Annotated in this window: 26 protein-coding genes and 1 riboswitch; of the genes, 24 read left to right on the top strand and 2 right to left on the bottom strand. The window is 26.0% G+C overall.

Going from position 1 to position 20,486, the window contains the following annotated elements; translation table 11 throughout:
• The first annotated feature begins 203 nt into the window (after positions 1 to 203).
• Positions 204 to 311: riboswitch (TPP riboswitch) on the top strand.
• Positions 312 to 438: 127 nt separating this feature from the next.
• The 5 genes from ACZJV1_RS14105 to ACZJV1_RS14085 all read left to right on the top strand — a co-directional run bounded on the left by ACZJV1_RS14105 (position 439) and on the right by ACZJV1_RS14085 (position 4,331).
• Positions 439 to 729, top strand: a complete 291-nt coding sequence (locus tag ACZJV1_RS14105; RefSeq protein ID WP_463650549.1) for a thiamine-binding protein — start codon at positions 439 to 441, stop codon at positions 727 to 729.
• Positions 701 to 1,477: an ABC transporter permease gene (locus ACZJV1_RS14100; protein WP_460286953.1), complete on the top strand. Its 777-nt coding sequence runs from the start codon at positions 701 to 703 to the stop codon at positions 1,475 to 1,477. Before ACZJV1_RS14105 ends, ACZJV1_RS14100 begins: the two co-directional genes overlap by 29 nt.
• A 34-nt stretch (positions 1,478 to 1,511) precedes the next feature.
• The gene (locus ACZJV1_RS14095; RefSeq protein WP_463650548.1) at positions 1,512 to 2,516 is read left to right on the top strand and encodes an ABC transporter substrate-binding protein; all 1,005 of its coding nucleotides are present in this window, start codon (positions 1,512 to 1,514) and stop codon (positions 2,514 to 2,516) included.
• On the top strand, positions 2,497 to 3,219 hold the full coding sequence (locus tag ACZJV1_RS14090; protein WP_463650547.1) for an ABC transporter ATP-binding protein: 723 nt from the start codon (positions 2,497 to 2,499) through the stop codon (positions 3,217 to 3,219). Before ACZJV1_RS14095 ends, ACZJV1_RS14090 begins: the two co-directional genes overlap by 20 nt.
• Positions 3,220 to 3,665: 446 nt before the next feature.
• Positions 3,666 to 4,331, top strand: a complete 666-nt coding sequence (locus ACZJV1_RS14085; RefSeq protein ID WP_463650546.1) for a deoxynucleoside kinase — start codon at positions 3,666 to 3,668, stop codon at positions 4,329 to 4,331.
• Between the two features lie 103 nt (positions 4,332 to 4,434).
• Here ACZJV1_RS14085 and ACZJV1_RS14080 read toward each other — a convergent pair whose 3' ends face one another.
• Positions 4,435 to 4,953 (bottom strand): hypothetical protein, encoded by a 519-nt coding sequence (locus tag ACZJV1_RS14080; protein ID WP_463650545.1) that lies wholly within the window; start codon positions 4,951 to 4,953, stop codon positions 4,435 to 4,437.
• Between the two features lie 168 nt (positions 4,954 to 5,121).
• Here ACZJV1_RS14080 and ACZJV1_RS14075 point away from each other — a divergent pair, with 168 nt between their 5' ends.
• The 17 genes from ACZJV1_RS14075 to ACZJV1_RS13995 all read left to right on the top strand — a co-directional run bounded on the left by ACZJV1_RS14075 (position 5,122) and on the right by ACZJV1_RS13995 (position 18,118).
• Positions 5,122 to 5,301 (top strand): hypothetical protein, encoded by a 180-nt coding sequence (locus ACZJV1_RS14075; RefSeq protein WP_460286960.1) that lies wholly within the window; start codon positions 5,122 to 5,124, stop codon positions 5,299 to 5,301.
• Positions 5,302 to 5,610: 309 nt separating this feature from the next.
• Positions 5,611 to 6,294, top strand: a complete 684-nt coding sequence (locus ACZJV1_RS14070; RefSeq protein ID WP_463650544.1) for an HD domain-containing protein — start codon at positions 5,611 to 5,613, stop codon at positions 6,292 to 6,294.
• Between the two features lie 150 nt (positions 6,295 to 6,444).
• Positions 6,445 to 7,860, top strand: coding sequence for an MFS transporter (locus ACZJV1_RS14065; RefSeq protein WP_463650543.1), 1,416 nt, complete (start codon positions 6,445 to 6,447; stop codon positions 7,858 to 7,860).
• A gap of 304 nt (positions 7,861 to 8,164) precedes the next feature.
• A complete protein-coding gene (locus ACZJV1_RS14060; RefSeq protein ID WP_460286964.1) occupies positions 8,165 to 8,353 on the top strand; it encodes a hypothetical protein in 189 nt (62 codons plus the stop codon).
• A gap of 63 nt (positions 8,354 to 8,416) precedes the next feature.
• Positions 8,417 to 8,911 carry a DUF1648 domain-containing protein gene (locus tag ACZJV1_RS14055; RefSeq protein WP_463650542.1) on the top strand — a complete coding sequence of 165 codons (495 nt, stop codon included), beginning with the start codon at positions 8,417 to 8,419 and terminating at the stop codon, positions 8,909 to 8,911.
• 103 nt (positions 8,912 to 9,014) lie between these two features.
• Positions 9,015 to 9,473 carry a GNAT family N-acetyltransferase gene (locus tag ACZJV1_RS14050; RefSeq protein WP_463650541.1) on the top strand — a complete coding sequence of 153 codons (459 nt, stop codon included), beginning with the start codon at positions 9,015 to 9,017 and terminating at the stop codon, positions 9,471 to 9,473.
• A 488-nt stretch (positions 9,474 to 9,961) separates the two neighbouring features.
• Positions 9,962 to 10,525, top strand: a complete 564-nt coding sequence (locus ACZJV1_RS14045) for a sigma-70 family RNA polymerase sigma factor (protein WP_463650540.1) — start codon at positions 9,962 to 9,964, stop codon at positions 10,523 to 10,525.
• Positions 10,522 to 11,856 (top strand): DUF4179 domain-containing protein, encoded by a 1,335-nt coding sequence (locus ACZJV1_RS14040; RefSeq protein WP_463650539.1) that lies wholly within the window; start codon positions 10,522 to 10,524, stop codon positions 11,854 to 11,856. Before ACZJV1_RS14045 ends, ACZJV1_RS14040 begins: the two co-directional genes overlap by 4 nt.
• A gap of 300 nt (positions 11,857 to 12,156) precedes the next feature.
• On the top strand, positions 12,157 to 12,333 hold the full coding sequence (locus ACZJV1_RS14035; protein ID WP_463650538.1) for a hypothetical protein: 177 nt from the start codon (positions 12,157 to 12,159) through the stop codon (positions 12,331 to 12,333).
• Positions 12,334 to 12,620: 287 nt separating this feature from the next.
• Positions 12,621 to 13,217 carry a GNAT family N-acetyltransferase gene (locus tag ACZJV1_RS14030; protein ID WP_463650537.1) on the top strand — a complete coding sequence of 199 codons (597 nt, stop codon included), beginning with the start codon at positions 12,621 to 12,623 and terminating at the stop codon, positions 13,215 to 13,217.
• 167 nt (positions 13,218 to 13,384) lie between these two features.
• Positions 13,385 to 13,714, top strand: a complete 330-nt coding sequence (locus tag ACZJV1_RS14025; protein WP_463650536.1) for a hypothetical protein — start codon at positions 13,385 to 13,387, stop codon at positions 13,712 to 13,714.
• A gap of 764 nt (positions 13,715 to 14,478) precedes the next feature.
• Positions 14,479 to 14,982 carry a hypothetical protein gene (locus tag ACZJV1_RS14020; protein ID WP_463650535.1) on the top strand — a complete coding sequence of 168 codons (504 nt, stop codon included), beginning with the start codon at positions 14,479 to 14,481 and terminating at the stop codon, positions 14,980 to 14,982.
• A 308-nt stretch (positions 14,983 to 15,290) separates the two neighbouring features.
• Positions 15,291 to 15,863 carry a class I SAM-dependent methyltransferase gene (locus ACZJV1_RS14015; RefSeq protein WP_463650534.1) on the top strand — a complete coding sequence of 191 codons (573 nt, stop codon included), beginning with the start codon at positions 15,291 to 15,293 and terminating at the stop codon, positions 15,861 to 15,863.
• Positions 15,864 to 15,956: 93 nt separating this feature from the next.
• Complete coding sequence (locus ACZJV1_RS14010) at positions 15,957 to 16,418, top strand: hypothetical protein (protein ID WP_463650533.1); 462 nt, start codon at positions 15,957 to 15,959, stop codon at positions 16,416 to 16,418.
• Between the two features lie 159 nt (positions 16,419 to 16,577).
• Positions 16,578 to 17,288 carry a hypothetical protein gene (locus ACZJV1_RS14005; RefSeq protein WP_463650532.1) on the top strand — a complete coding sequence of 237 codons (711 nt, stop codon included), beginning with the start codon at positions 16,578 to 16,580 and terminating at the stop codon, positions 17,286 to 17,288.
• Between the two features lie 87 nt (positions 17,289 to 17,375).
• A complete protein-coding gene (locus tag ACZJV1_RS14000) occupies positions 17,376 to 17,507 on the top strand; it encodes a hypothetical protein (RefSeq protein WP_460286979.1) in 132 nt (43 codons plus the stop codon).
• A 146-nt stretch (positions 17,508 to 17,653) separates the two neighbouring features.
• On the top strand, positions 17,654 to 18,118 hold the full coding sequence (locus ACZJV1_RS13995; RefSeq protein ID WP_463650531.1) for a GNAT family N-acetyltransferase: 465 nt from the start codon (positions 17,654 to 17,656) through the stop codon (positions 18,116 to 18,118).
• A gap of 153 nt (positions 18,119 to 18,271) precedes the next feature.
• Here the strand turns inward: ACZJV1_RS13995 and ACZJV1_RS13990 are convergent, their stop codons facing one another.
• On the bottom strand, positions 18,272 to 19,246 hold the full coding sequence (locus ACZJV1_RS13990; protein WP_463650530.1) for an arsenic resistance protein: 975 nt from the start codon (positions 19,244 to 19,246) through the stop codon (positions 18,272 to 18,274).
• Positions 19,247 to 19,602: 356 nt separating this feature from the next.
• Here ACZJV1_RS13990 and ACZJV1_RS13985 point away from each other — a divergent pair, with 356 nt between their 5' ends.
• Positions 19,603 to 19,938 carry a hypothetical protein gene (locus ACZJV1_RS13985; RefSeq protein WP_463650529.1) on the top strand — a complete coding sequence of 112 codons (336 nt, stop codon included), beginning with the start codon at positions 19,603 to 19,605 and terminating at the stop codon, positions 19,936 to 19,938.
• Positions 19,939 to 20,026: 88 nt separating this feature from the next.
• Positions 20,027 to 20,221 carry a hypothetical protein gene (locus ACZJV1_RS13980; RefSeq protein WP_463650528.1) on the top strand — a complete coding sequence of 65 codons (195 nt, stop codon included), beginning with the start codon at positions 20,027 to 20,029 and terminating at the stop codon, positions 20,219 to 20,221.
• Positions 20,222 to 20,486: the final 265 nt, after the last annotated feature.

Below are 20,486 nucleotides of genomic sequence, written 5' to 3'. Positions count from 1 at the left end.
TAGTTGTATTATTTGGAACTAATAAGGGTGAGGGATGAAAAGCACTTAGAGAATTAAGCAAAGTAAATCGTTGAAACTTAACTTAGAAATGGATTGTGTAATATATAATTGTTATACAATTAATAAAATTATTTAGTTGATAAGAATTATTGATTAGCTTGACATTTGGAATGAAAATGAATAAAATGGAACTATAAAAAGTAAATAGATATCTGGGGGGGCGGTGAACTGCCTGAGATAAAGTTGATACTATTTTGACCCATGAACCTGATTTGGATAATGCCAACGTAGGGAGATTATTTGTTATTGAATTTTAATATACAAATTGAACTATAATACAGTATTTCTAATCAGAGATACTGTATTTTTTTACTATATGGACATATAAATAAAATCAAATTTGTTTACTTTTAAATATATTTAGAGGAGGAAAAGACTATGTCAGTTTGTAATGTAAGTCTTCAAGTAATACCAACAGTTAGTGAGGATAGAATTTATCCTGTTGTGGACAAGGTTATAGAATATATAGCATCCACTGGAGTTAAGTATGAAGTTGGAGCTATGGAAACCACAATGGAGGGAGAATTAGGTGAATTACTAGAAATAGTAAAAAGGGCTCAAGAAATTTGTACTGAAGAAGGTGCATCAAGAGTAGTATCTATGGTTAAAATAGATTATAAAAAAGAAGGCGTGACAATGGATGAAAAAATTAAAAAATATAGGGAATAAGATAGCACCTATAGTATTTATTATAATTTTATTAGTTTTATGGCAGTGCATAGTAACTATTGGGGGCATAGAAAAGTATATAATGCCAGCACCAACAGATGTTATGCAAACATTAGTTAAGGATTTTAAAGTTATGATACCTCATACTTTAACTACATTATATGAAGGTATGATAGGGTTTTTAATAGCAATAGGATTATCTATAATACTAGCAATAATTATGGATATGATTCCACTAGTAAAAAGAGCTTTATATCCAGTACTAGTTATATCTCAAACTATACCGACAGTTGCTCTTGCGCCATTATTTATAATTTGGTTTGGATTTGGTTCACTTCCAAAGATAATAGTGGTTGTGCTAGTATGCTTTTTCCCAATAGTAATTAGCATAGTTGACGGGTTAGAAGGTGTAGATAAGGATTTAATCAATCATTTTAAATTAATGGGGGCATCTAAGCTTAATGTTTTTATGCATTTAAAGTTACCTTATGGAATGATAAACTTCTTTTCAGGTATGAGAATTGCAGCAACTTATAGTATTATGGGAGCTGTAATTGGAGAATGGCTTGGAGGAGAAAAAGGTCTTGGGGTATATATGACAAGAGCCAGAAGTGCTTATGCATTAGATAAAATGTTTGCATCAATAGTAATAATAGTAGTTATAAGCATGGCAATATTTTTTATAGTTACTTTGATGGAAAGAGTATGTACTCCATGGAATAATAAAAAATTAAAGATAAAGGAATAAAATACAAAATAATAGATTTTGAGGTGAAATAATAATGTTAAAGAAAAAAATTATATCAGTAGTATTAGCATCTGTAACAGCATTCACACTATTAGCTGGATGTAGTAAAAAAGAAGAAGCAAAAACTTCAGAAGGATTACAAAAGGTTACCGTAATATTAGATTGGACACCAAATACAAATCATACAGGATTATATGTAGCTCAGGAAAAAGGGTATTATAAAGATCTTGGATTAGATGTTGAAATAATTCAGCCATCAGAAGGATCATCCCTGCAACTTCTAGCTGCTGGCAAAGGAGATTTTGCAGTAAGTTATCAAGAAGATTTAACATATGCAAGAACATCAGATAGTCCACTTCCAGTTAAAGCTATAGCAACAGTTATACAACATAATACGTCAGGATTTGCTTCACCAAAGGAAAAGGGAATAGAAACAGTTAAGGATTTTGAAAATAAAGTTTATGGTGGATGGGGAAGTCCATCAGAGCAAGCTATATTAAAAGCTGTTATGGAGAAAAATGGAGCAGATTTTAGTAAATTAAAAATAGTTGATGTAGGAACAGAAGATTTCTTTATAGCAACAAAGAATAACTTAGATTTTGAGTGGACATTTGAAGCTTGGACTAATATGGAAGCTAAGCTAAGAGGGTTTGATATAAACTATATACCAGTTAAAGATTTAGATCCAGCATTAGATTATTACACACCAATTATTGCAGCTACTGAAGATACTATTAATAATAAAAAAGATTTAGCTAAGAAATTTATGGAAGCAACAACTAAGGGATATGAGTTCGCTATGAAAAATCCAGAAGAAAGTGCAAAATTATTAGTAAGTAAAGTTCCTGAAATAGGAGAAGAACTTGCAATAGAAAGCCAAAAATATCTTGCGGATAAATATAAAGATGATGCAGCTGTTTGGGGAGAAATGAAGGATAGCGTATGGGATAATTATACTAAATTTCTATTAGATAATAAGCTTATAAATAAAGATATGAAAGCAAGTGAGGCTTATACAAATGAATTCTTATCAAAATAAGATTTTACTTGAAAATGTATCAAAGTCCTTTGATGAAATGGAGATATTAAAGGATATTAGTATAAAAGTTAATGAAGGTGAGCTAGTATCAATTTTAGGTCCATCAGGCAGTGGAAAAAGTACAATATTTAATATATTAACTAATATTATAAAGTGTGATAGTGGTGAATTAAAAATAAATGGCGATTTAAGCTATATGTATCAAAAAGATATGATGGTCCCTTGGAAAAAAGTTATTGATAATATAGGAATTCCACTTGTATTTAAAGGTAATAATAAAAAAGAAGCTAGAGAAAAGGTTAAAAAGCATATAAATGAATTTGGACTTAGTGGATTTGAATATAAGTATCCATCACAACTGTCAGGTGGTATGAAACAAAGAGCCAATTTCTTAAAGACATATTTAACATCAAGAGATATTATGCTTTTAGATGAACCCTTTGGTGCTTTAGATTCAATAACTAGAAGAAAGATGCAAAAGTGGCTTTTAGATTTAACTAAAGAAATGAATTCAACTATACTATTCATAACTCATGATATAGAAGAGGCAATATTACTTTCTAATAGAATATATGTAATATCAGAAAAGCCAGCAGTTATAAATGGTGAAATAAAGGTTAACCTACCTAAGGAAAGAAATGAAGATATAGTTACCAGTGATGAATTTGTAGCTATAAAAAAAGAAATATTAAAGCTTATGTAACTATAAGCGAATTAATATTTAGCAATAGAACTTATACAAGTAGACTTTTCTATTAATGTCTATTTTATAAGTTCTATTTTATTTACTCTATAGAGAATTATAAAAAAGTTTATTCTGTCGATAACTTTTGATAATTTCTTTCCTTCAGTTTTCAAGTGGACATATGTAAGTTTGCATTGACTTGGAGCGAAGTGACGGAATAAGCAAACTCACATATGTCCACTTTTTTATTATAAATACTTTTTAGTTATTGTTTAAACTGAAAGTTACTAATAATTTAAACAAATATGAATATATAGACTTGAGAAATTATATAACTATACCATATATAGTGATTTTTGAAATATAAATACCATATATGGTATAAAAATAAAAAGTCAAGACTTGAAAGTAAATTTTAAATTATGTAATATAGAGAAAGACAAAAAGTAAAGGATAGGTGAAGCATGTTGATAGTTGTTGGTGGGATGATTGGGCTTGGGAAAAGTTCTGTAGCAGAGATTTTAGGGGAGCACTTTAAATCAGATGTATTTTATGAAAGTGTAGATGACAACCCTATATTACCTTTATTCTATAGTGAGAGTGAGGAAGAAATTCAAAAAAAGAGATATCCATTTTTATTACAACTTTATTTCTTAAATACTAGGTTCAAAAGTATAAAAGAAGCATTAGTTCATGATGATAATGTCTTAGATAGATCAATTTATGAAGATTGGTATTTTGCTAAGAAAAATATGGAGCTTGGTAGAATAAATGACTTAGAGATGAAAATATATGAAGATCTTTTAAATAATATGCTTGAGGAGTTAGAAGAGCTTCCTAAGAAAGCTCCAGATGTAATGGTGTATTTAAAAGGATCCTTCGAAACTGTTTTAAATAGAATAGCATTAAGAGGAAGAGATTTTGAAATTGATGAAAGCTTAAAAGAATATTACCGCTTTCTATGGAAAGATTACGATGAATGGGTAGAAAATTGTTATAATGCATCAGAGGTTTTAATAATAGATATGGATAAGATGGATGTTGTAAATAATGAAGCAGATAAAGAAAAACTTATAGAGCTAGTAGAAGAAAAGCTTAGAGAAGTTAGAGATATTGAAGAAATTGCATAAGAAGAGTTATTTTTATAATAATAGAGCAAACAATTTAGTTTGCTCTATTTTTTAAATTCAGAATAATATAGTCTAATATAAAGAGAACGTATAATGGTTATTCCTAAGAGAGTATATCTTCTATTATTAAAGGTATAGAAGATATATTATCATTCCCATTTGAGAATATATTATAATCGTAAATATAATCATCAAGAGATATTTCTGTTTTATGTTTATTTTGGGTTTCTGTTAAATTACTTTCATAATTTAATCTAGTAATATGAATTGATGTAGTTTTACCAATGGATTTTAGACAATCTATTTCTTTAGGAAATCTAGCATCAGGAATTAAGGCTACATCAAAATCATCTCTAACTAGTGATAATATTTTTAGTAATTCGTTTATTAAAAACATTTCATCTACCTCTCTCATTTTATCGCCTAAATGTTGAAGTAAGGTTCTACCATTATTATCTTTTAATTCATTCCAACCATAAACTTGTGTTGCAACCATTTTTAAATAGTCGGCATAGTGAATAATAAATACTTTTTTACCCTTTCCCTCTAGTATTTCTTTTAACTTCAAAGCTAAAGTATCTTTTCCATGTCCTGCTCTCCCAGAAATTGAAACACACTTCATTAAGGAACCTCCTTCTTATGTTTAATATATATTATATAGATTTTGGAAGAATTAAATTATTATTTTTATATTATAACAATATTAGTTTTATTTTAAATAGTATTATTCAAATAATTCTTTAGCTTTTAGTGCTATGTTCTCCAAATATTGAAAACATGGGTTTACTTTGTGAAAAGTTTTCATCTAATGCAGCAGCATCTAAATGAATACAGCTTACTATCTAGTAAAAAGATATCATCTACATTGTTTAAATCCAATACACCAACTTCAATTGTAGTTACTTTTTTTATGACTTCAGTAACTACATTATTTATTTCTTTTGTATGTCCAGTTTTACTAAAATATTAAATTGATATTTTCGCTATATCTCCAATATAAATTTAAAAATTATTATTATATAGATATTATAGAAGTTTATAAACTTATATACAAATCATAAAATTTTAGTATGTATGAGGAAGGGTTAAATAATATAAATTGTTGAGTAAATTTAGTATAAATATATTAATTTTATTATTTGCATATTATAATTATTTGTAATCAGAAAATATTTAAAACACGATTATATATAATTTATTAAATAACTAAAATTAATAATGAAGGAGTGAGTATTTAGTGATAGATTTTTTAATTAAAGCTCTTTCACTAAGATAATATATGGAAAATTTAGATGAAATAAAAGAAATAGTAAGTAAAGAGGTCAGTCATATAATTGACAGGGAAATAGATAAATCCTTATTAAAATATTTAATGGAAAATATTTTAGAAAATTATAAAGTTTTTGATAAGGGACATGGCATAAAACATATAGCAACAGTAATAGATTCATCAATTAAACTGTCAAAATATTTCCCAGTAAATAAAAATATGGTATTAACTATTGCAGTATATCATGATTTAGGAATGAGTATTGATAGAAAACTTCATCAAATACATTCAAGAGATATGCTGATAAATGATAGAGAATTAGAGAAATTGTTTACAAAAGAAGAGTTAACTTTAATGGGAGAAGCATGTGAGGATCATAGAGCATCCAATTCTCATGAGCCAAGAAGTATATACGGATATATAGCTTCAGATGCTGATAGAACAACAGATATATATGATATGATAGAAAGATGTTATAACTTTTCAAAGAAAAACTATAAGGATTTAAATGAAGAGGAAACTTATAACAGAGTTTATAATCATTTAGTAGAAAAATATGGAGAAGGTGGATATGCTAAGTTTTATTTAGAGGAAAGTAAAGATGTAATAATGAAACCTTACATAGAAGCTCAAGAAATACTTAAGGATGAAGAGCATTTCAAAGTTTTTTATAAAAAAATTATAGCTGATTAGAATTTTGATGAAAATATACAAAATTTAAAGATAATTTTGCAAGAATGACGTAGGAGGAATCCTACGTTTTTCTATATGTATTTTCAATTTTTAAAACTAGGAGTATTATATAATGATAGAATACAAAAGATAGACTAGGAGATGGACAATATGAAGATAAAAAAAGAGTGGGCAATATTATTAACGGTGTTACCTATGACCTTTATGACTACCCTTGATAGTAGTATAGTAAACGTAGCTTTGCCAACTATGGCTAGGGAACTTGGAACAACAATGGCTGGAATAGAATGGGTAGTTACAAGTTATTTAATAACTATATGTGCAACTATTTTATTATTTGGTAGATTTGGAGATATAATTGGTAAAAGTAAAGTATTTAAAATTGGAATTGGGGTTTTTACTTTAGGATCTCTTCTTTGTGGGATATCTAATAGCCTCTCAATGCTTATATTATCTAGAATAGTTCAAGCAATAGGTGCAGGAGCCGCAATGGCAACTAATCAAGGAATAATTACAGAAACATTTCCTCCTAATGAAAGAGGTAGAGCCCTTGGAATGACTGGAACCGCAGTGGCTTTAGGAACTATGGTAGGACCTACATTAGGAGGTCTTATAGTATCAGTGGCACCATGGAAATATATATTTTTAATAAATATACCAATAGGAATTTTAGTTTATAGTGGAGTAATTAAGGTATTAAACTTTAAAAAGGTTAAAGAAAAAGTTCCATTTGATATAAAAGGAACTATATTATTTATGATTTCAGTTATATTACTGTTTACCTCTATAAACTTTGGGCAAAGTATAGGATATACAAATCCTATAATTATAGGAGCTTTTATTATTTCATGTTTATTACTATTTATATTTATAAAGATAGAGAAAAAAATAGAAAATCCTATGTTAGATATAAGTATATTTAAAAATAGATTATTTTCATTAAGTATATTTTGTGGATTCACTTCTTTTGTTTCTATAGGAGCAATAAATATAATTTTACCATTTTATTATCAAGATGTATTAAAGCTTACTCCAAGTGCAGCTGGACTTATGATGACAGTTTCCCCTATTATATTAGCTATAGTTGCACCTTTAAGTGGATATCTTTCAGATAAAATTGGGAGCGAAAGAATATCCTTTTTAGGGTTGTCTATATTGACGTTTGGTATATTCTCATTGACTATACTTACAGAAAACACTTCATTATTAGTAGTGGCTATAGTAGTCGGACTACTTTCATTAGGAAGTGGAATATTCCAATCACCAAATAATTCATTAATAATGTCAACAGTTGATAAAACAAAGCTAGGTATAGCTGGAAGTATAAATGGGTTAGTTAGAAATCTAGGAACAACAACAGGGATAGCACTTTCAACAAGTCTTTTATACAGCATGATGAGTAGCAAAATGGGATATCATGTCGTAGGGTATATAGAAGGTAGAGCAGATGTATTTATATATGCAATGAGATTTGTATTTACTGGTATAGGATTTATATGTTTAATTGGTGCAATTTTAACTTTACTAAGAGTTATAAATAGAAAATCTAGAATAGAAAATGAATAAATATAAAAGCTTTTATAAAAACTACGTAAAAGCTTCAGTATAAAGAATTAACTTAAAATAATAGGATAAATCATTATATTATCTTATTATTTTAAGTTAATTTTTTTTATTTTAGTCACTTAACAAAAGTATAAATAAGAGAAAATATATAAAATCTTTTTTATCTCGTTATTTTTAATTTTCATATGATCTCCTTAAGTATTTTAAAATATATTATCAACAAGTATAAGATAATGTGAGTGGAATAATTTGGATGATAATGATATAATCTAATATTATATAATTTACAAGGAGAAAATATCATATGAAACAATATGAATATAAAATCGAACAAATACAAATAGAATTAAAAAGCATAATTAAGACTGATAAAAGTAAATATAACAACGAAATTTCAAAAAAATTAAACTTACTTGGAAATGATGGCTGGGAATTAGCCGGTGTAGATGGTACTTGGTTTTATTTTAAAAGAGAGCTTAATAGTACAAAGTAATTTACCTTAAAACTAATAAATTCAGTAGCAATTTTAATGTACTAAATTCAGGAGATGAGAGAAATGAGTAAGTGGGAGAGTAGTGGTAAATATAAAAATATTAATAAAATACTCGATATTATAGGAATTATATTAATTTTAGCTTTAGTCATAATCACCTTTATGTATTGGTTAAATGCACCAGATATTGTACCAACTCACTATAATGTGCGAGGAGAAATAGATGGATACGGCTCTAAAAATACAATATTTTTTCTATTGTCTATAGTAATAATATTATATATAGGATTGTATTTTTTAGCAAAATATCCACAAATATATAACTATGCAGTAAAAATAACCCCAGTAAACAAAGAGAAGCAATATAATATGGCAACTACTTTTATGAGAGTGCTTAATGTTGAATTAGTATTAATATTTTTTTATATTCAATTAAAACAAGTTACGTCTATTATCGGAAATAATAAAAATCTATCTATGGCTTTTTTACCAATAGAATTAATGGTTTTATTTGGATCCATTGCTTTTTATATTTACAAATCAATTAAAAATAAGTAGATAAGGTTGTGGAGTATAAATTTTTTATTGCAAACACTTTCTGAAAGAAAAGGGTATATAAAATATAAATAATTTAAGATAGTATTAGGAGAATATATTAAAAATGAATATAGAATTTAGAGTAATAGATAGAAGTAATTATAATCAATGTATAGAATTAAAAATAAGTGAAGAACAAAAAAGATTTGTTGCATCAAATATTTTTTCTTTAGTTCAATCAGCATACGAGCCAAATTTGTATCCATTAGGAATTTATAAAAATAATGAGATGGTTGGTTTTATTTTATATGATTTCGATGATGAAATTAATGGTTGGTCAATGAGTAGATTTATGATAGATGAAAAGTTTCAAAATCAAGGAATTGGAAAAGTAGCGTTACAAAAGTTTATAGAGTTTTTTATTGAAAAATATGGACATATAAAACTTTATACAAGTGCTGAAGTTGATAACACTATTGCAATTGACTTGTATGAAAAGAATGGATTTAAAAAAATAGAAGTATTTGAATATGAATTTGGCGGAGAAACTTACAAAGAATTTAGAATGCTTGTTCAACTATAAGAGAGTGCTTACAAAGTACTCTCTATTTCTTTACAAAGATTATATAATAAAAATAAATATATATACAAAATATTCCAATAGCCTATATCTTAAGTTACTATATAAAGTAAGATATAGGCTTTGTTTTATAAAAAAATAGTTCGAGATTTCTGCTACCTTTAATTTTCATTGAAAAAATATATTAACTGAATTTAGATTTAATATGGTGTGGACATTATGACTTTAATAATAAGTCTAAAAGGGTTAATGAAGATGAGAGTATTTGTGTAAAAGTAAAATATAATATAGATTAATGGAATATTTAAATTAAATTTAAAGTCAATAAAGCTAAAGGAATGCTTTTATTGGCTTTTTTATGTTATTAGAGCAATTTAAACTTTATAATAAATAGTAAGTAAAAAAATAAAAATATTTTTTAGATAAATTGATAGAAATTATAAATTTTAAGCTAAGTAATAAGTGTAAGGACTTACAGAAGGGAGAATTTTATGAGGGTGAATGAAAAGAACTTTATAAAGTGTTTAAATAAGAAAAATGAAAAAGCTTTAGATTATTTAATTGACACTTATGGTGGATTAATAAAATCTATAGTAAATAAACATCTGTATAATCTCACAGATTATCATGATGAATGTATAAATGATATATTATTAGCTATTTGGAATGGTATTGATAAATATGATGATACCAAGGGGGAGTTTAAAAACTGGTTGGCAGCAGTATCGAAATATAAATGCATTGCCTACCAAAGAAAATATTTAAACATAACTTTAAATCAAGAGGATATAGAAAACCTAGAGTTTAAAGGTGAGGACAATATCCAAGAGAGTTTAGAGAAAAGGGAGCTAAAAAAGGAAGTAGAGTCATTACTAAGTGTATTAAAGCCTAAGGATAAAGAAATTTTCATTAGATATTATATAAATCAAGAAAAGATAAAAGACATTGCAGAAAATTATTCTGTAAAGGAAGAAGTAATTTATAATAGGATTTCTAGAGGAAAGAAAAAAATAAAATCAATCTTTGGAAATAGAGTTGGGGAGGGAAAAGCATGAAAGATCCGTTAGAATATTTAAATGATGTAAAAATAGATTTAAGTGAATATGATGAGACTCAATTAAATGATATAGAAAAACAAAGAATTAAATCAAGGATAAGGAAAACTATAGCTAAAAATGGTGGAAGTAAGAAGCCTTTAAAATTAGTTGCAAAAGTAAGTGGACTTATTGCAGTGTTAACAGTATGTACATTAACTTTTGGAGTATTTTTCCCAACGTATGCAGAAAAGATTCCAGGCTTGAGAGAGGTTATATCCTTTTTAAATAGAAATAATGAAATAGATGGATATGAAGAAGTTTCTACACCAATTATGAGAAATGTAAAAAGTGAGGGCTATGATTTAAATATAGAAAGTGTTTATTATAATGGAAAAGAATTAACTATTTTTTATAATGTTATAGGTAAAGAAAAATTAAATCAAAATGAAAAGTATTGGTTTGATGCAGATGTGGATTTAGATATTGAGGCTGGTTATTTGTTTGACTTAGAAAATAGTGAATTTATAGATGAATATACCTTTGCTGGAATGGTAACTCTGTATATTTCACCTAATAATGAACGGTTATCACCAGAAAAATTAAATTGTACACTTAATTTTACAAGGCTTTATATAGGGGATTTTGCAAGGCTTTCTCCATGGAATTCATGTGATAACTTTGTAGAATTGGAAGGGGAACCGCTAGAGTTATCATTAGATAGTAGTAATATAGAAGTTAAGGAATATGAAATTAATAAAAAGGTAGTATTTAATGATAGAAGAATGGATATAATTAAGGCTAAAGAATATCCTACAGAAATATTTATTGAACTTAAGAATTATAATAGTAAATTTGGTAAAAGTATATCTTATATTATTTGGGATAGTAATAAAGGACAATTGAGTGAAGTAATAGGTAGTGATACTGAAGAAGGAAATGTATCATGGAAATATAGATTACCAGCTGAAAATAGTGAAGTTTATTTTATTCCATATGGTTCAGGAGAGATTATAGAGCCAGAGAGATATTTAATAACTTTAGAAAAAAGTTATTATGATTTAGATGAAAATGGAACCTTGGAAATATTAGATATTTATGATGAAGATAATAAAACCTTTATGAGGGTAAGAGCAACAGGAATGCAAGCAACTTCATTTTTTGGTATAAGAGGTGATAATAAAGAAGATTATTATTCTCCACTTTATTCAAAAGATAAAAATATACTAGGGCTTTTAGATATGGAAGTAACATATGTATTTAATAAATTAGACAGGGAAAAGAATTATTATCTTCAAAAAGCTTCATGGGAAGTCATTTTATTAGAAGATCAAATTATTAAAATTAAATAGGTATTTAAGCATTTAAATAGATAGACTCCAATAGTAGTTGCAAAATTAAGTGATAGAAAAAAGGTTTATTTCTGTCAAATTTTTTAGCATTAGAGATACTTATATTAAAATATTGATATAAATAGGAATAGCTAATCAGGTAACTGGGTACTCATTAGCTATTCCTATTTTTTAAATTATAGGGGATTTTACACTAAATCCAACGTAATCTATTAACTATAGATGTCATATTTACTAAAAGTCATAAGGATAAACAATATAATGTAACAAGATAAGAAAGAGACTTGTGTCTGTAGTATTATGGGTAAAGATGGAGAACTACTATGTAAAGTAAGATATAGGCTTTGTTTTATAAAAAATAGTTTTAGATTTCTGTTACCTTTAAATTTCATTGAAAAAAATATATTAAGAGTTTCTGTATTTAAATTAAAAGAAATTGGATTAGCAGATGAGTTGATACAAATAGGAGTAGATTAAAATAATAGGATAAAAAATCAAGATTTATTTAATACGATATTGAAAATATAGTTAAATTAGTTAGGTTAAAGTATAATAGTATTATATTTCTATCTAGTAAATTAATTAAAATGGGTAAGGGATTAAAAGTATTGAGCATTATTAAAAAAATGAGGTATAACTATAAAAATGGTATAGAAAAGTTAGATGATGAGAAGAATTATAGTCTAGAGAAATTCAGATAAATATTACTCATTTCAATTATAAATAAGAAATTATTTATATTTTAAGGAGGATAACAAAACATAATGATGGATATTAAAATGAGGATGGCAAATGAAAATGACGCAGAAGAAATATTAAGAGTATATGCACCATATATAAAGGATACAGTTATAACTTTTGAATATGAAATACCAACAATCAATGAATTCAAAAATCGTATTAGAAAAATATCATTAGATTATCCTTATCTAGTTTGCACTTTAGATGAAAAGATAATTGGATATGCTTATTCATATAGACATAAGGAAAGAGCTGCATATCAATGGAATGTTGAACTATCAGTTTATATTGATAATTCATATTTACATTGTGGAATGGGGAAAGCTCTTTATAGTGCTCTTATTGAAATATCTAAACTACAAAATATTCAAAATATATATGGAGGAGTTACATATCCAAATAAAAATAGTGAGAAATTACATGAGTATTTTAGTTTTAAGAAACTAGGAGTATATCATAATACTGGTTATAAATTTGGAAAGTGGCATGATGTTACTTGGTTCGAGAAAAGTGTTGATGAATATTATGGTGAACCCAAACCATTACTTTCAATTAAAGATATTGACGAAGAATTGCTTGACGAAATTATGGCTAAGAGTTGTAAGATGATAAAAATATAATGAAAAATCATTTATAGAGGCTATTTATTTTAAATAAATCAGATGGACAAGAAGTAATTACAAATAGAAATCTGTATGGATACGGGATTTGTTATTGAAGATATTGATGGAAGATGGATAGGCTTTGGGATAAAGGAACATTAAATATATTTTAAGGAGTGACAGTATTGGTAAAAATTAAGCTACAAGATTTAGTAAAAGTATTAAGTGAAGATGTATTAAAAAATAATTCTTGTATTGAAATTAACTTTTGTATTGATAATGATGTAGAATATGAAGATTGTTGGATGGGGAAAGTGCCAGATAAGAATAATGTGAATAAAGAAATTTACTGGTATGGATTAGTTGAAGATGGTTCACAAGGCTATGATTATGATTGCTTAGAGGACTTTTTAAATGCAAAAGTATTTAAGAATAAAAGCATATGTGATATTTGGGAAAATATTACTTTGTACTCATTAAACGGGTGTGATGTAGAAGAAATGATTCAATATTAAATTTTTTATAATTTAAATACACAATATCAATATATTATGGGTAATCTTATTATAGAAGAAATGAGGGGGAAATAGTGAGAAAGATATACTTGATAAAAAATATCTACAAATAGATTTTAATGCAAAATCAGGAAATCCAAATAGAAAAGCATTTGAAGAAGGTAACAACAAGGTTAATAAGTAATTTGAGGAGCGGATTATTATGAGAAATTGTATTGAATGCAATCATAGATTCACTTTTTATGATAGATTGAAAAGCATATTAAATTTGAAAGGATATTTGAAGTGTCAACAATGTAACTCTATTTATAAACCTAAACCCAATATATATATGGGAATATATACTGGATTAGTTGTTTTTATATCCTCTATTGGATTTGATTACGTTACTTTGAGTAATTTTAAATTAAAACTCATATTGCATATTTTTATTTTAATTCTAGTCTTATCTTTGTTTTATGTTTTACCTCATAGATGGCACAAATATACAAAGATTAATTAAATATTAAATTAATGAAAAACCGTATTATTCAAAAATGAATATGCGGTATTTTTTATATTTAATTTATAAATGAGTGTACTAGATAAGTAATCCGTTCTATATAAGAACGTTTAATTTGAGATTATTGCGAACTAGCTAATAGAATATGATCTTTGAAAATTTAATAATGGGGTATTGAATAAATTATTCTAGATTAATATATCTAATGAATTTTGGGAAAGATAATTTTGCAACAATAATTAGATATAATCAGGAGGTAATTATGAAAAAATATTTAAGTTGTTTTTTAATTTTATGTACTGTAATTACAGTGCAGTTATTTGGGGTAAGTGAAGTAAGTGCTAAATCTGTTGTTGAATTTTCTAATACTTATTTAAGTGCTGAGAATAATAGAGAATTCGATATTCCACAGCTTGTAAGACTACAGCAGATTTCACCTAATCAAATTCAAATAAGCTATGATATGGATGTGGATATGGATCTAGGAACAAAAGCGACTAATTACTGGGTTCAAGACACAAATAATGTTAAACCAGAACATATAGCTACTCTTGGTAAAAATGATAAGGTTAATGAAAATAATTCGCTTACTGACAAATTAGTTAAAATTAATTCAAAAGATGGTTCAGCAAAAACATTTGTATTAACCTTTAGTCAAGATATACCTAAAGGAGAAGAATATAAACTAATAATTTGTTATGTAACTGTTAAAGGAGCTCCGCCTTATAATGGAGATAATGGATCAGCTACGTTTGTTGGAATGTAAAGATAACTACATTTTTTTGGAAAAAGATAAATATTAGACTTAATTATATAGAATATTAATTAAAATACCGTATTATTCAAAAATGAATATGCGGTATTTTTTATATTTAAACAATAAATGAGAGGTCTACATAAGTAATATATCCTATATAATAATGTTTAATTTAAAGTTATTGTGAATTAGATAATTAAACATGATATTTAAGAATCAAATAGTACAATATCAATAAATATATGTAATTTAATGGTTTATTAGTTTATAATTGTATTATGCTATTTGGATAATACAATTTTAGGAGAGAATTTAAAATGAGGTACATGGGAAATAAGGAATTTTGGGATGATAAATTTGCAAATAGAAGTGATAATCCATTAAATCCAGAACAATCATTAGTTGAAAACATTATATATTTTAAAAGGGGTTCTGCTCTTGATATAGCATGTGGTGATGGAAGAAATGCTTTGTTTTTACTTAAAAATGACTTTAAAGTAACAGGAGTTGATTTTAGTAGTGAGGCACTTGAGCGTTTAAGTAGGTTTGCTAAAAGAAATAATTATTTAATAAACACAAAACAAATTGATTTAAGTGTAGCGGATTCATTAAATGATATAGGTATATTTGATAATATATTAATTAATCACTATAGATTAAACAAGAAGCAATTTAAAAATATAGAAAATCATATAACTGAGAATGGAATTTTATTTGTTTGTGGTTTTGGGCATAATCATAAAGTTGACTCTAGAATTAGAAAAGAAGATTTAATTCAACCAACTGATTTTGAATATATAAAGAAGTCATTTGATTTAATTAAGTATATAGAAAATGAATATGATAGAGGGTTTTTTGTTACTTATATTTTTAGTAAGAGAAAAAATTAATTATAACTTGAACTTATTGAAACTTAATTAATAAAACTTAATATTAGAGTATTTCATTATAATATAAACTTTTTAAGGAGTAGTGAAAATCTTATGAATCTTAGTGATTATTTTCAAATAGTATTGCTTTGTGCTTTAATTCTTATAGCATTAATTGGACAACAGTATTATTTGATTAAGGCTTCAATTAATAGAATATATCGTGCTTTTATGTGGATAGCATCAGTTTCTATATTAGTAACTAATTTTTTAAAACATACAGACACTCATGAATTAATATATGGAATAATATATACAGCTTTATTTTTAGTGTTATCATTTATGCGTAAAGGAATTACTCAAAAAGGCTTATCAGGTATTAAAGGTGATTCATGTAAATGGAGTAAAATTAATAGTGTTAAGTTATTAAAGCATAATAATAAAATTAAATTAGTATATCTTCATTCTAGGGGAGAAAGCTATATGTACTTTGATTATAGTGACTATAATAAGTTAATAAAAATTTTAAGGCAGTTCCTTAGTTATGATAAGATTAATGTCTATGTCAGAACTTAGTTATTAATTGTTATATGTGATTTTTTTTACATTATTAAATTTTATATCATAACAGTATAAATTTGCTTAGGTTTCAATTTTAGTATTAGGACTAGCTAGAACTATATATAAAATTAATAAATATGGAAAGATTGATAGATAATCAGAGGGAGGAGAATTTTGGATAAGTTATCTAAAATACAAAGAAGAATACTTTGTTATTTAGGATTAGCAATAATGTTTGTGTTAATGGGAAATAGCAATAATGTACCAGAAATATTTGCTGAAAGAATATTTAAACCTATTAGGGGTAATGGTTGGGGAATTTATTATGCTGGGTTAATAGTTATGGTGGGAATATATTATTGTTTAAAACAACTTAATGAAATAGAAGAAAACTCTCTAATTAAGACAACGTTTAGAAGAGTTATTGTAACAGTAGCATTAATGAGTATTTTCCCTGTAATGTGGGTTTATTGTATTCAATTTTATAAAGGATTTTCTAAGGATTTAAATTCGATATATCTTGATAGAGAGAAAACTTTAGTGAACTTTAATGGAAATAAGGATAAACTCACTATAAATGGAAGAATAGATATAGTAAATTGTAGCAATGATACACAAAAGTTGCACATAAAAATTAAGGCACCATCCTTATTAAAGGAGTATGTAAAGGAAGAGTATATTACTTTAGAAAATGAATTTAAAGCACATCCAAAAGAAGAAAAAACTTTATTTATAAGTGAAGAGTTAAATTTTAATAGAGAAACTCAATATTCGGGATATAGCGCAAAAGCCTTTGAATATATATTGTTTAATGATAAAGGTGAAGTTGTGTTTAAAGGAACATTAGGAGAATATCAAACAAATGATTGGAGTTTAGAAACTTAATTTTTTGGATAGAGAGTAAAAATCAATGAGCAAGTATCTTATAATATGAAATAAACATAATTAACAAATTAAAAGGTGGACCTTATAATGGACATTCGTAAATGTGAAATGAAAGATGCAGATAACATGTTAAAAATATTATTAGCATTAGATAAAGAAACAAATTATATGTTATTTGAACTTGATGAAAGACCTAAAGATGTTAAGATAATAATATGAGAAAGTGGATTTCAGGTAGAAGGAATTAAAAAAATTCTATATATCGTGATGGTAAGTATCTTGATGAATAATATGGCTAAGTTATACTAACAATTTAATGGATATTTTTCAGTAAGTATTTATTACACAATGAAAGAGAGGTTAAGATGAATAGTTTTGAATTTATAAATGGGAGTATAGAGCTACTTGATTTAGTACAACCTTTATGGGAAAAATTAAATAAACATCATGAAGGCAACTCAACCTATTTTTATGATATATTCAAAAATTTCAAATTTGAAGATAGAAAAAATAAGTTTATAAAGAATAATAATTTAGAGGTTAAAATAGATTTAATTAAAGACTTAGAAAAAGGCATATATATTGGCTATTGCATAAGCACAATAGATAAAGAATTAATCGGAGAGGTTGATTCTCTTTTTATTGAGAAAGAGTATCGTAAATATGGTTTAGGAGATAAATTAATGAATATGTCATTAGAATGGCTAGATAGCAAACAAGCAAAAACAAAAATAATCGGAGTAGCAGAAGGTAATGAAAATGTATTAGAATTTTATAAAAAGTATGGTTTTTACAAAAGAAGAGTGATTCTAGAACAGATAAATGAATAGATTCTAATGTATAATACTATATTTAATGATTATATTGTGAACTAAATTTTATTATAATTTAAGGTATTCATTAAAACATCTGTTTCTTAGAAAAAAAGTTTAGTATGATAAATTTATCTTATCATACTAAACTACGAGCAATATACTTAAACATTAATTATACTGATATGATTCTTGTTTTAATTTTATGCCTAATAAAATTTTGGATATTAAAAATAATACTGGTAATTCTATCAGTGGTCCGATTATAAGAGCTAATGAAATTAAGGGCTTATCCGGAAATGACGCAACAGCAATTGCTAATGCTATAGGAGAGTTCCTAGCGAGAGTAGTTAAACTTAAAGAAACACTATCTTGGTAATTCAGTTTAATAGCCTTACCTACTAATCTTCCAACTATAAAGTTAAGTATAAAGAATACCAATATTGGTACTAATAAAATAAATAATACTTGATAATTTTCCAGCAAGACTTTTCCCTGCGAAGCAAACATAGCTATAATGGCTATATTTAAAAAATATCCTTGATAATCACATGCTTTAGGAAGTAGTTTATCTTCAAATACACGATCATCTATTTTATTTATAATAAGTTTTCTAGCGACTATTGAGCACAATAGAGGGATCATTAAACTAGAGACAACTCCTTTACCCAAGCTTATAACATTTATATCTACACTAGTTCCAGCTATCAATAATATATACACGGGTAATAAAAGTAATTGAAGTATTATATTTAAAGGAAGGATAGAAGAACCTAAAGCTACATTTCCCTTAGCAATTCCAGTAAATATTAAATACCAATCTGTGCAGGGAGTTACCATAAGCATAATAAACCCTATTAAAAGTTCTGGATGATTATTTAAAAATAATCTACCTAAGATAAATACTATTATTGGTGTCCACACAAAATTTATGATAATTGATGTTAATGTAAACTTTATATTTTTAAATGAATTTCCTATTTCCTTTAAAGGCACTTGTATAAATACTAAAAATAACATTATTGTTAATGATGGCATTATTAAATATTCTGAATAAGTTTGTATCAGACTTATTTGACCTAGTAGAATTCCTAATAAAACCATCGCAAAAATAGTAAAACTTTGAAACTTATTTATACTTTCCATTAATAATCTCCTTTGATTTAAAGTGATAGTAATTGAATATGGTTATCATTTGGTGAATTAAATTATATTATATAGTAAATGATATTACAAGTTTCAATACTATAAATTTTTGTCTAGGAAAGTCAGAATATGTTTATTAAATAATTTTATATTGCAAAATAAATTCCAATTTGTTTAAGAAATTAGATAGAATTTAATAGAAGGAATCTTAAAATATTACATAAATAAAAATATTTATTTAAATAATTACTGAAATATATTCTTTGAAAATTGAATAATATGGTGTTGGGAAAATATGTTATAATAAATTAATAATAGTAATATATTGTGTATTGAACAGAAAGGAAGATTTAATAATGGATAAATGGCAAAAAGGAATATTAGATATAGCAATCGCATCATTCTTAATTTTTGTATTTTTATCGTTAGCAAATCCTAAGAAAAGCGTTAATTGGATAAAATGGTACCTTTTACTTCAAGAAAAAGAGAAGAAAAACTATAATCCTGAGATAGCACTAAATAATATAAAAAGAATATTACTATTGGTTGGAGTTATTGGTGTTGTTGGATTAATTTTATCTATTTTTATAAATAAACTATTTGCAATACCAACATTTATATTAATACTATTAGTATTTATTGTATTTATTAAATATACTGGACCTAAAAGTAGCTTAATTATTAAAAAATGAATTAAGTGAAAGTACCGTATCATTCAAAAAAATGAATATGCGGTATTTTTTATTTTGCAATTCTAATAATACTGAAAGGAGAGTCTTTATGAAAGAGATAAAAATAGAGAAATGTCCATATTGTGAATCTACAGATTTTGCTAGAGGTTATCAGTTGGCACAAGGAAGTGTTTATCCACAGTCATTTGGATTTAAAATGGGGAGTTCTATTGAGCATATTATTTGCAAAGATTGTGGTAGCATAATTCATTCAAAAGTAATAAAGTTAGAAAGATTTAAATAAGCTAACTTAAAGAAAATATTAGTTGATGCAAAACTCATTTTAAAGTTATAAGCAAAAAGCAAAATCACATTATGCGGAGGCCTGCATTATTACAAGGTGTTAGAGTTTCATAATTGAGTGTTTTAAATTTTCGTTAAGAATTACCATTGTCTGAGCGAATGCGAGTTATGGTAATTTAGGAGATTTAAATAAGCTCAACTATATAGATGTGGATTGACGCAAAACTCAGTTTATATAAGAAATAAAGATATTGCATGGAAAGTAG

The organism is Clostridium sp. LS3, from assembly GCF_055330225.1.
The sequence above is the reverse complement of the archived record's forward strand: the minus strand, read 5'-3'. Positions and strand labels throughout refer to the sequence as shown.

Bases quoted from the DNA above. Each gene is read 5' to 3' on its own strand.
- ACZJV1_RS14045 (WP_463650540.1), top strand. From the start codon at position 9,962: ATGAGGGTGAATGAAAAGAACTTTATAAAGTGTTTAAATAAGAAAAAT.
- ACZJV1_RS13980 (WP_463650528.1), top strand. From the start codon at position 20,027: ATGAAAGAGATAAAAATAGAGAAATGTCCATATTGTGAATCTACAGAT.
- ACZJV1_RS14010 (WP_463650533.1), top strand. From the start codon at position 15,957: ATGAATCTTAGTGATTATTTTCAAATAGTATTGCTTTGTGCTTTAATT.
- ACZJV1_RS14100 (WP_460286953.1), top strand. From the start codon at position 701: ATGAAAAAATTAAAAAATATAGGGAATAAGATAGCACCTATAGTATTT.
- ACZJV1_RS13990 (WP_463650530.1), bottom strand. From the start codon at position 19,246: ATGGAAAGTATAAATAAGTTTCAAAGTTTTACTATTTTTGCGATGGTT.
- ACZJV1_RS14000 (WP_460286979.1), top strand. From the start codon at position 17,376: ATGGACATTCGTAAATGTGAAATGAAAGATGCAGATAACATGTTAAAA.
- ACZJV1_RS14070 (WP_463650544.1), top strand. From the start codon at position 5,611: ATGGAAAATTTAGATGAAATAAAAGAAATAGTAAGTAAAGAGGTCAGT.
- ACZJV1_RS14055 (WP_463650542.1), top strand. From the start codon at position 8,417: ATGAGTAAGTGGGAGAGTAGTGGTAAATATAAAAATATTAATAAAATA.
- ACZJV1_RS14090 (WP_463650547.1), top strand. From the start codon at position 2,497: ATGAATTCTTATCAAAATAAGATTTTACTTGAAAATGTATCAAAGTCC.
- ACZJV1_RS14085 (WP_463650546.1), top strand. From the start codon at position 3,666: ATGTTGATAGTTGTTGGTGGGATGATTGGGCTTGGGAAAAGTTCTGTA.
- ACZJV1_RS14020 (WP_463650535.1), top strand. From the start codon at position 14,479: ATGAAAAAATATTTAAGTTGTTTTTTAATTTTATGTACTGTAATTACA.
- ACZJV1_RS14035 (WP_463650538.1), top strand. From the start codon at position 12,157: ATGGGTAAAGATGGAGAACTACTATGTAAAGTAAGATATAGGCTTTGT.
- ACZJV1_RS14080 (WP_463650545.1), bottom strand. From the start codon at position 4,953: ATGAAGTGTGTTTCAATTTCTGGGAGAGCAGGACATGGAAAAGATACT.
- ACZJV1_RS14065 (WP_463650543.1), top strand. From the start codon at position 6,445: ATGAAGATAAAAAAAGAGTGGGCAATATTATTAACGGTGTTACCTATG.
- ACZJV1_RS14050 (WP_463650541.1), top strand. From the start codon at position 9,015: ATGAATATAGAATTTAGAGTAATAGATAGAAGTAATTATAATCAATGT.
- ACZJV1_RS14015 (WP_463650534.1), top strand. From the start codon at position 15,291: ATGAGGTACATGGGAAATAAGGAATTTTGGGATGATAAATTTGCAAAT.
- ACZJV1_RS14095 (WP_463650548.1), top strand. From the start codon at position 1,512: ATGTTAAAGAAAAAAATTATATCAGTAGTATTAGCATCTGTAACAGCA.
- ACZJV1_RS14105 (WP_463650549.1), top strand. From the start codon at position 439: ATGTCAGTTTGTAATGTAAGTCTTCAAGTAATACCAACAGTTAGTGAG.
- ACZJV1_RS14060 (WP_460286964.1), top strand. From the start codon at position 8,165: ATGAAACAATATGAATATAAAATCGAACAAATACAAATAGAATTAAAA.
- ACZJV1_RS13995 (WP_463650531.1), top strand. From the start codon at position 17,654: ATGAATAGTTTTGAATTTATAAATGGGAGTATAGAGCTACTTGATTTA.
- ACZJV1_RS13985 (WP_463650529.1), top strand. From the start codon at position 19,603: ATGGATAAATGGCAAAAAGGAATATTAGATATAGCAATCGCATCATTC.
- ACZJV1_RS14030 (WP_463650537.1), top strand. From the start codon at position 12,621: ATGATGGATATTAAAATGAGGATGGCAAATGAAAATGACGCAGAAGAA.
- ACZJV1_RS14040 (WP_463650539.1), top strand. From the start codon at position 10,522: ATGAAAGATCCGTTAGAATATTTAAATGATGTAAAAATAGATTTAAGT.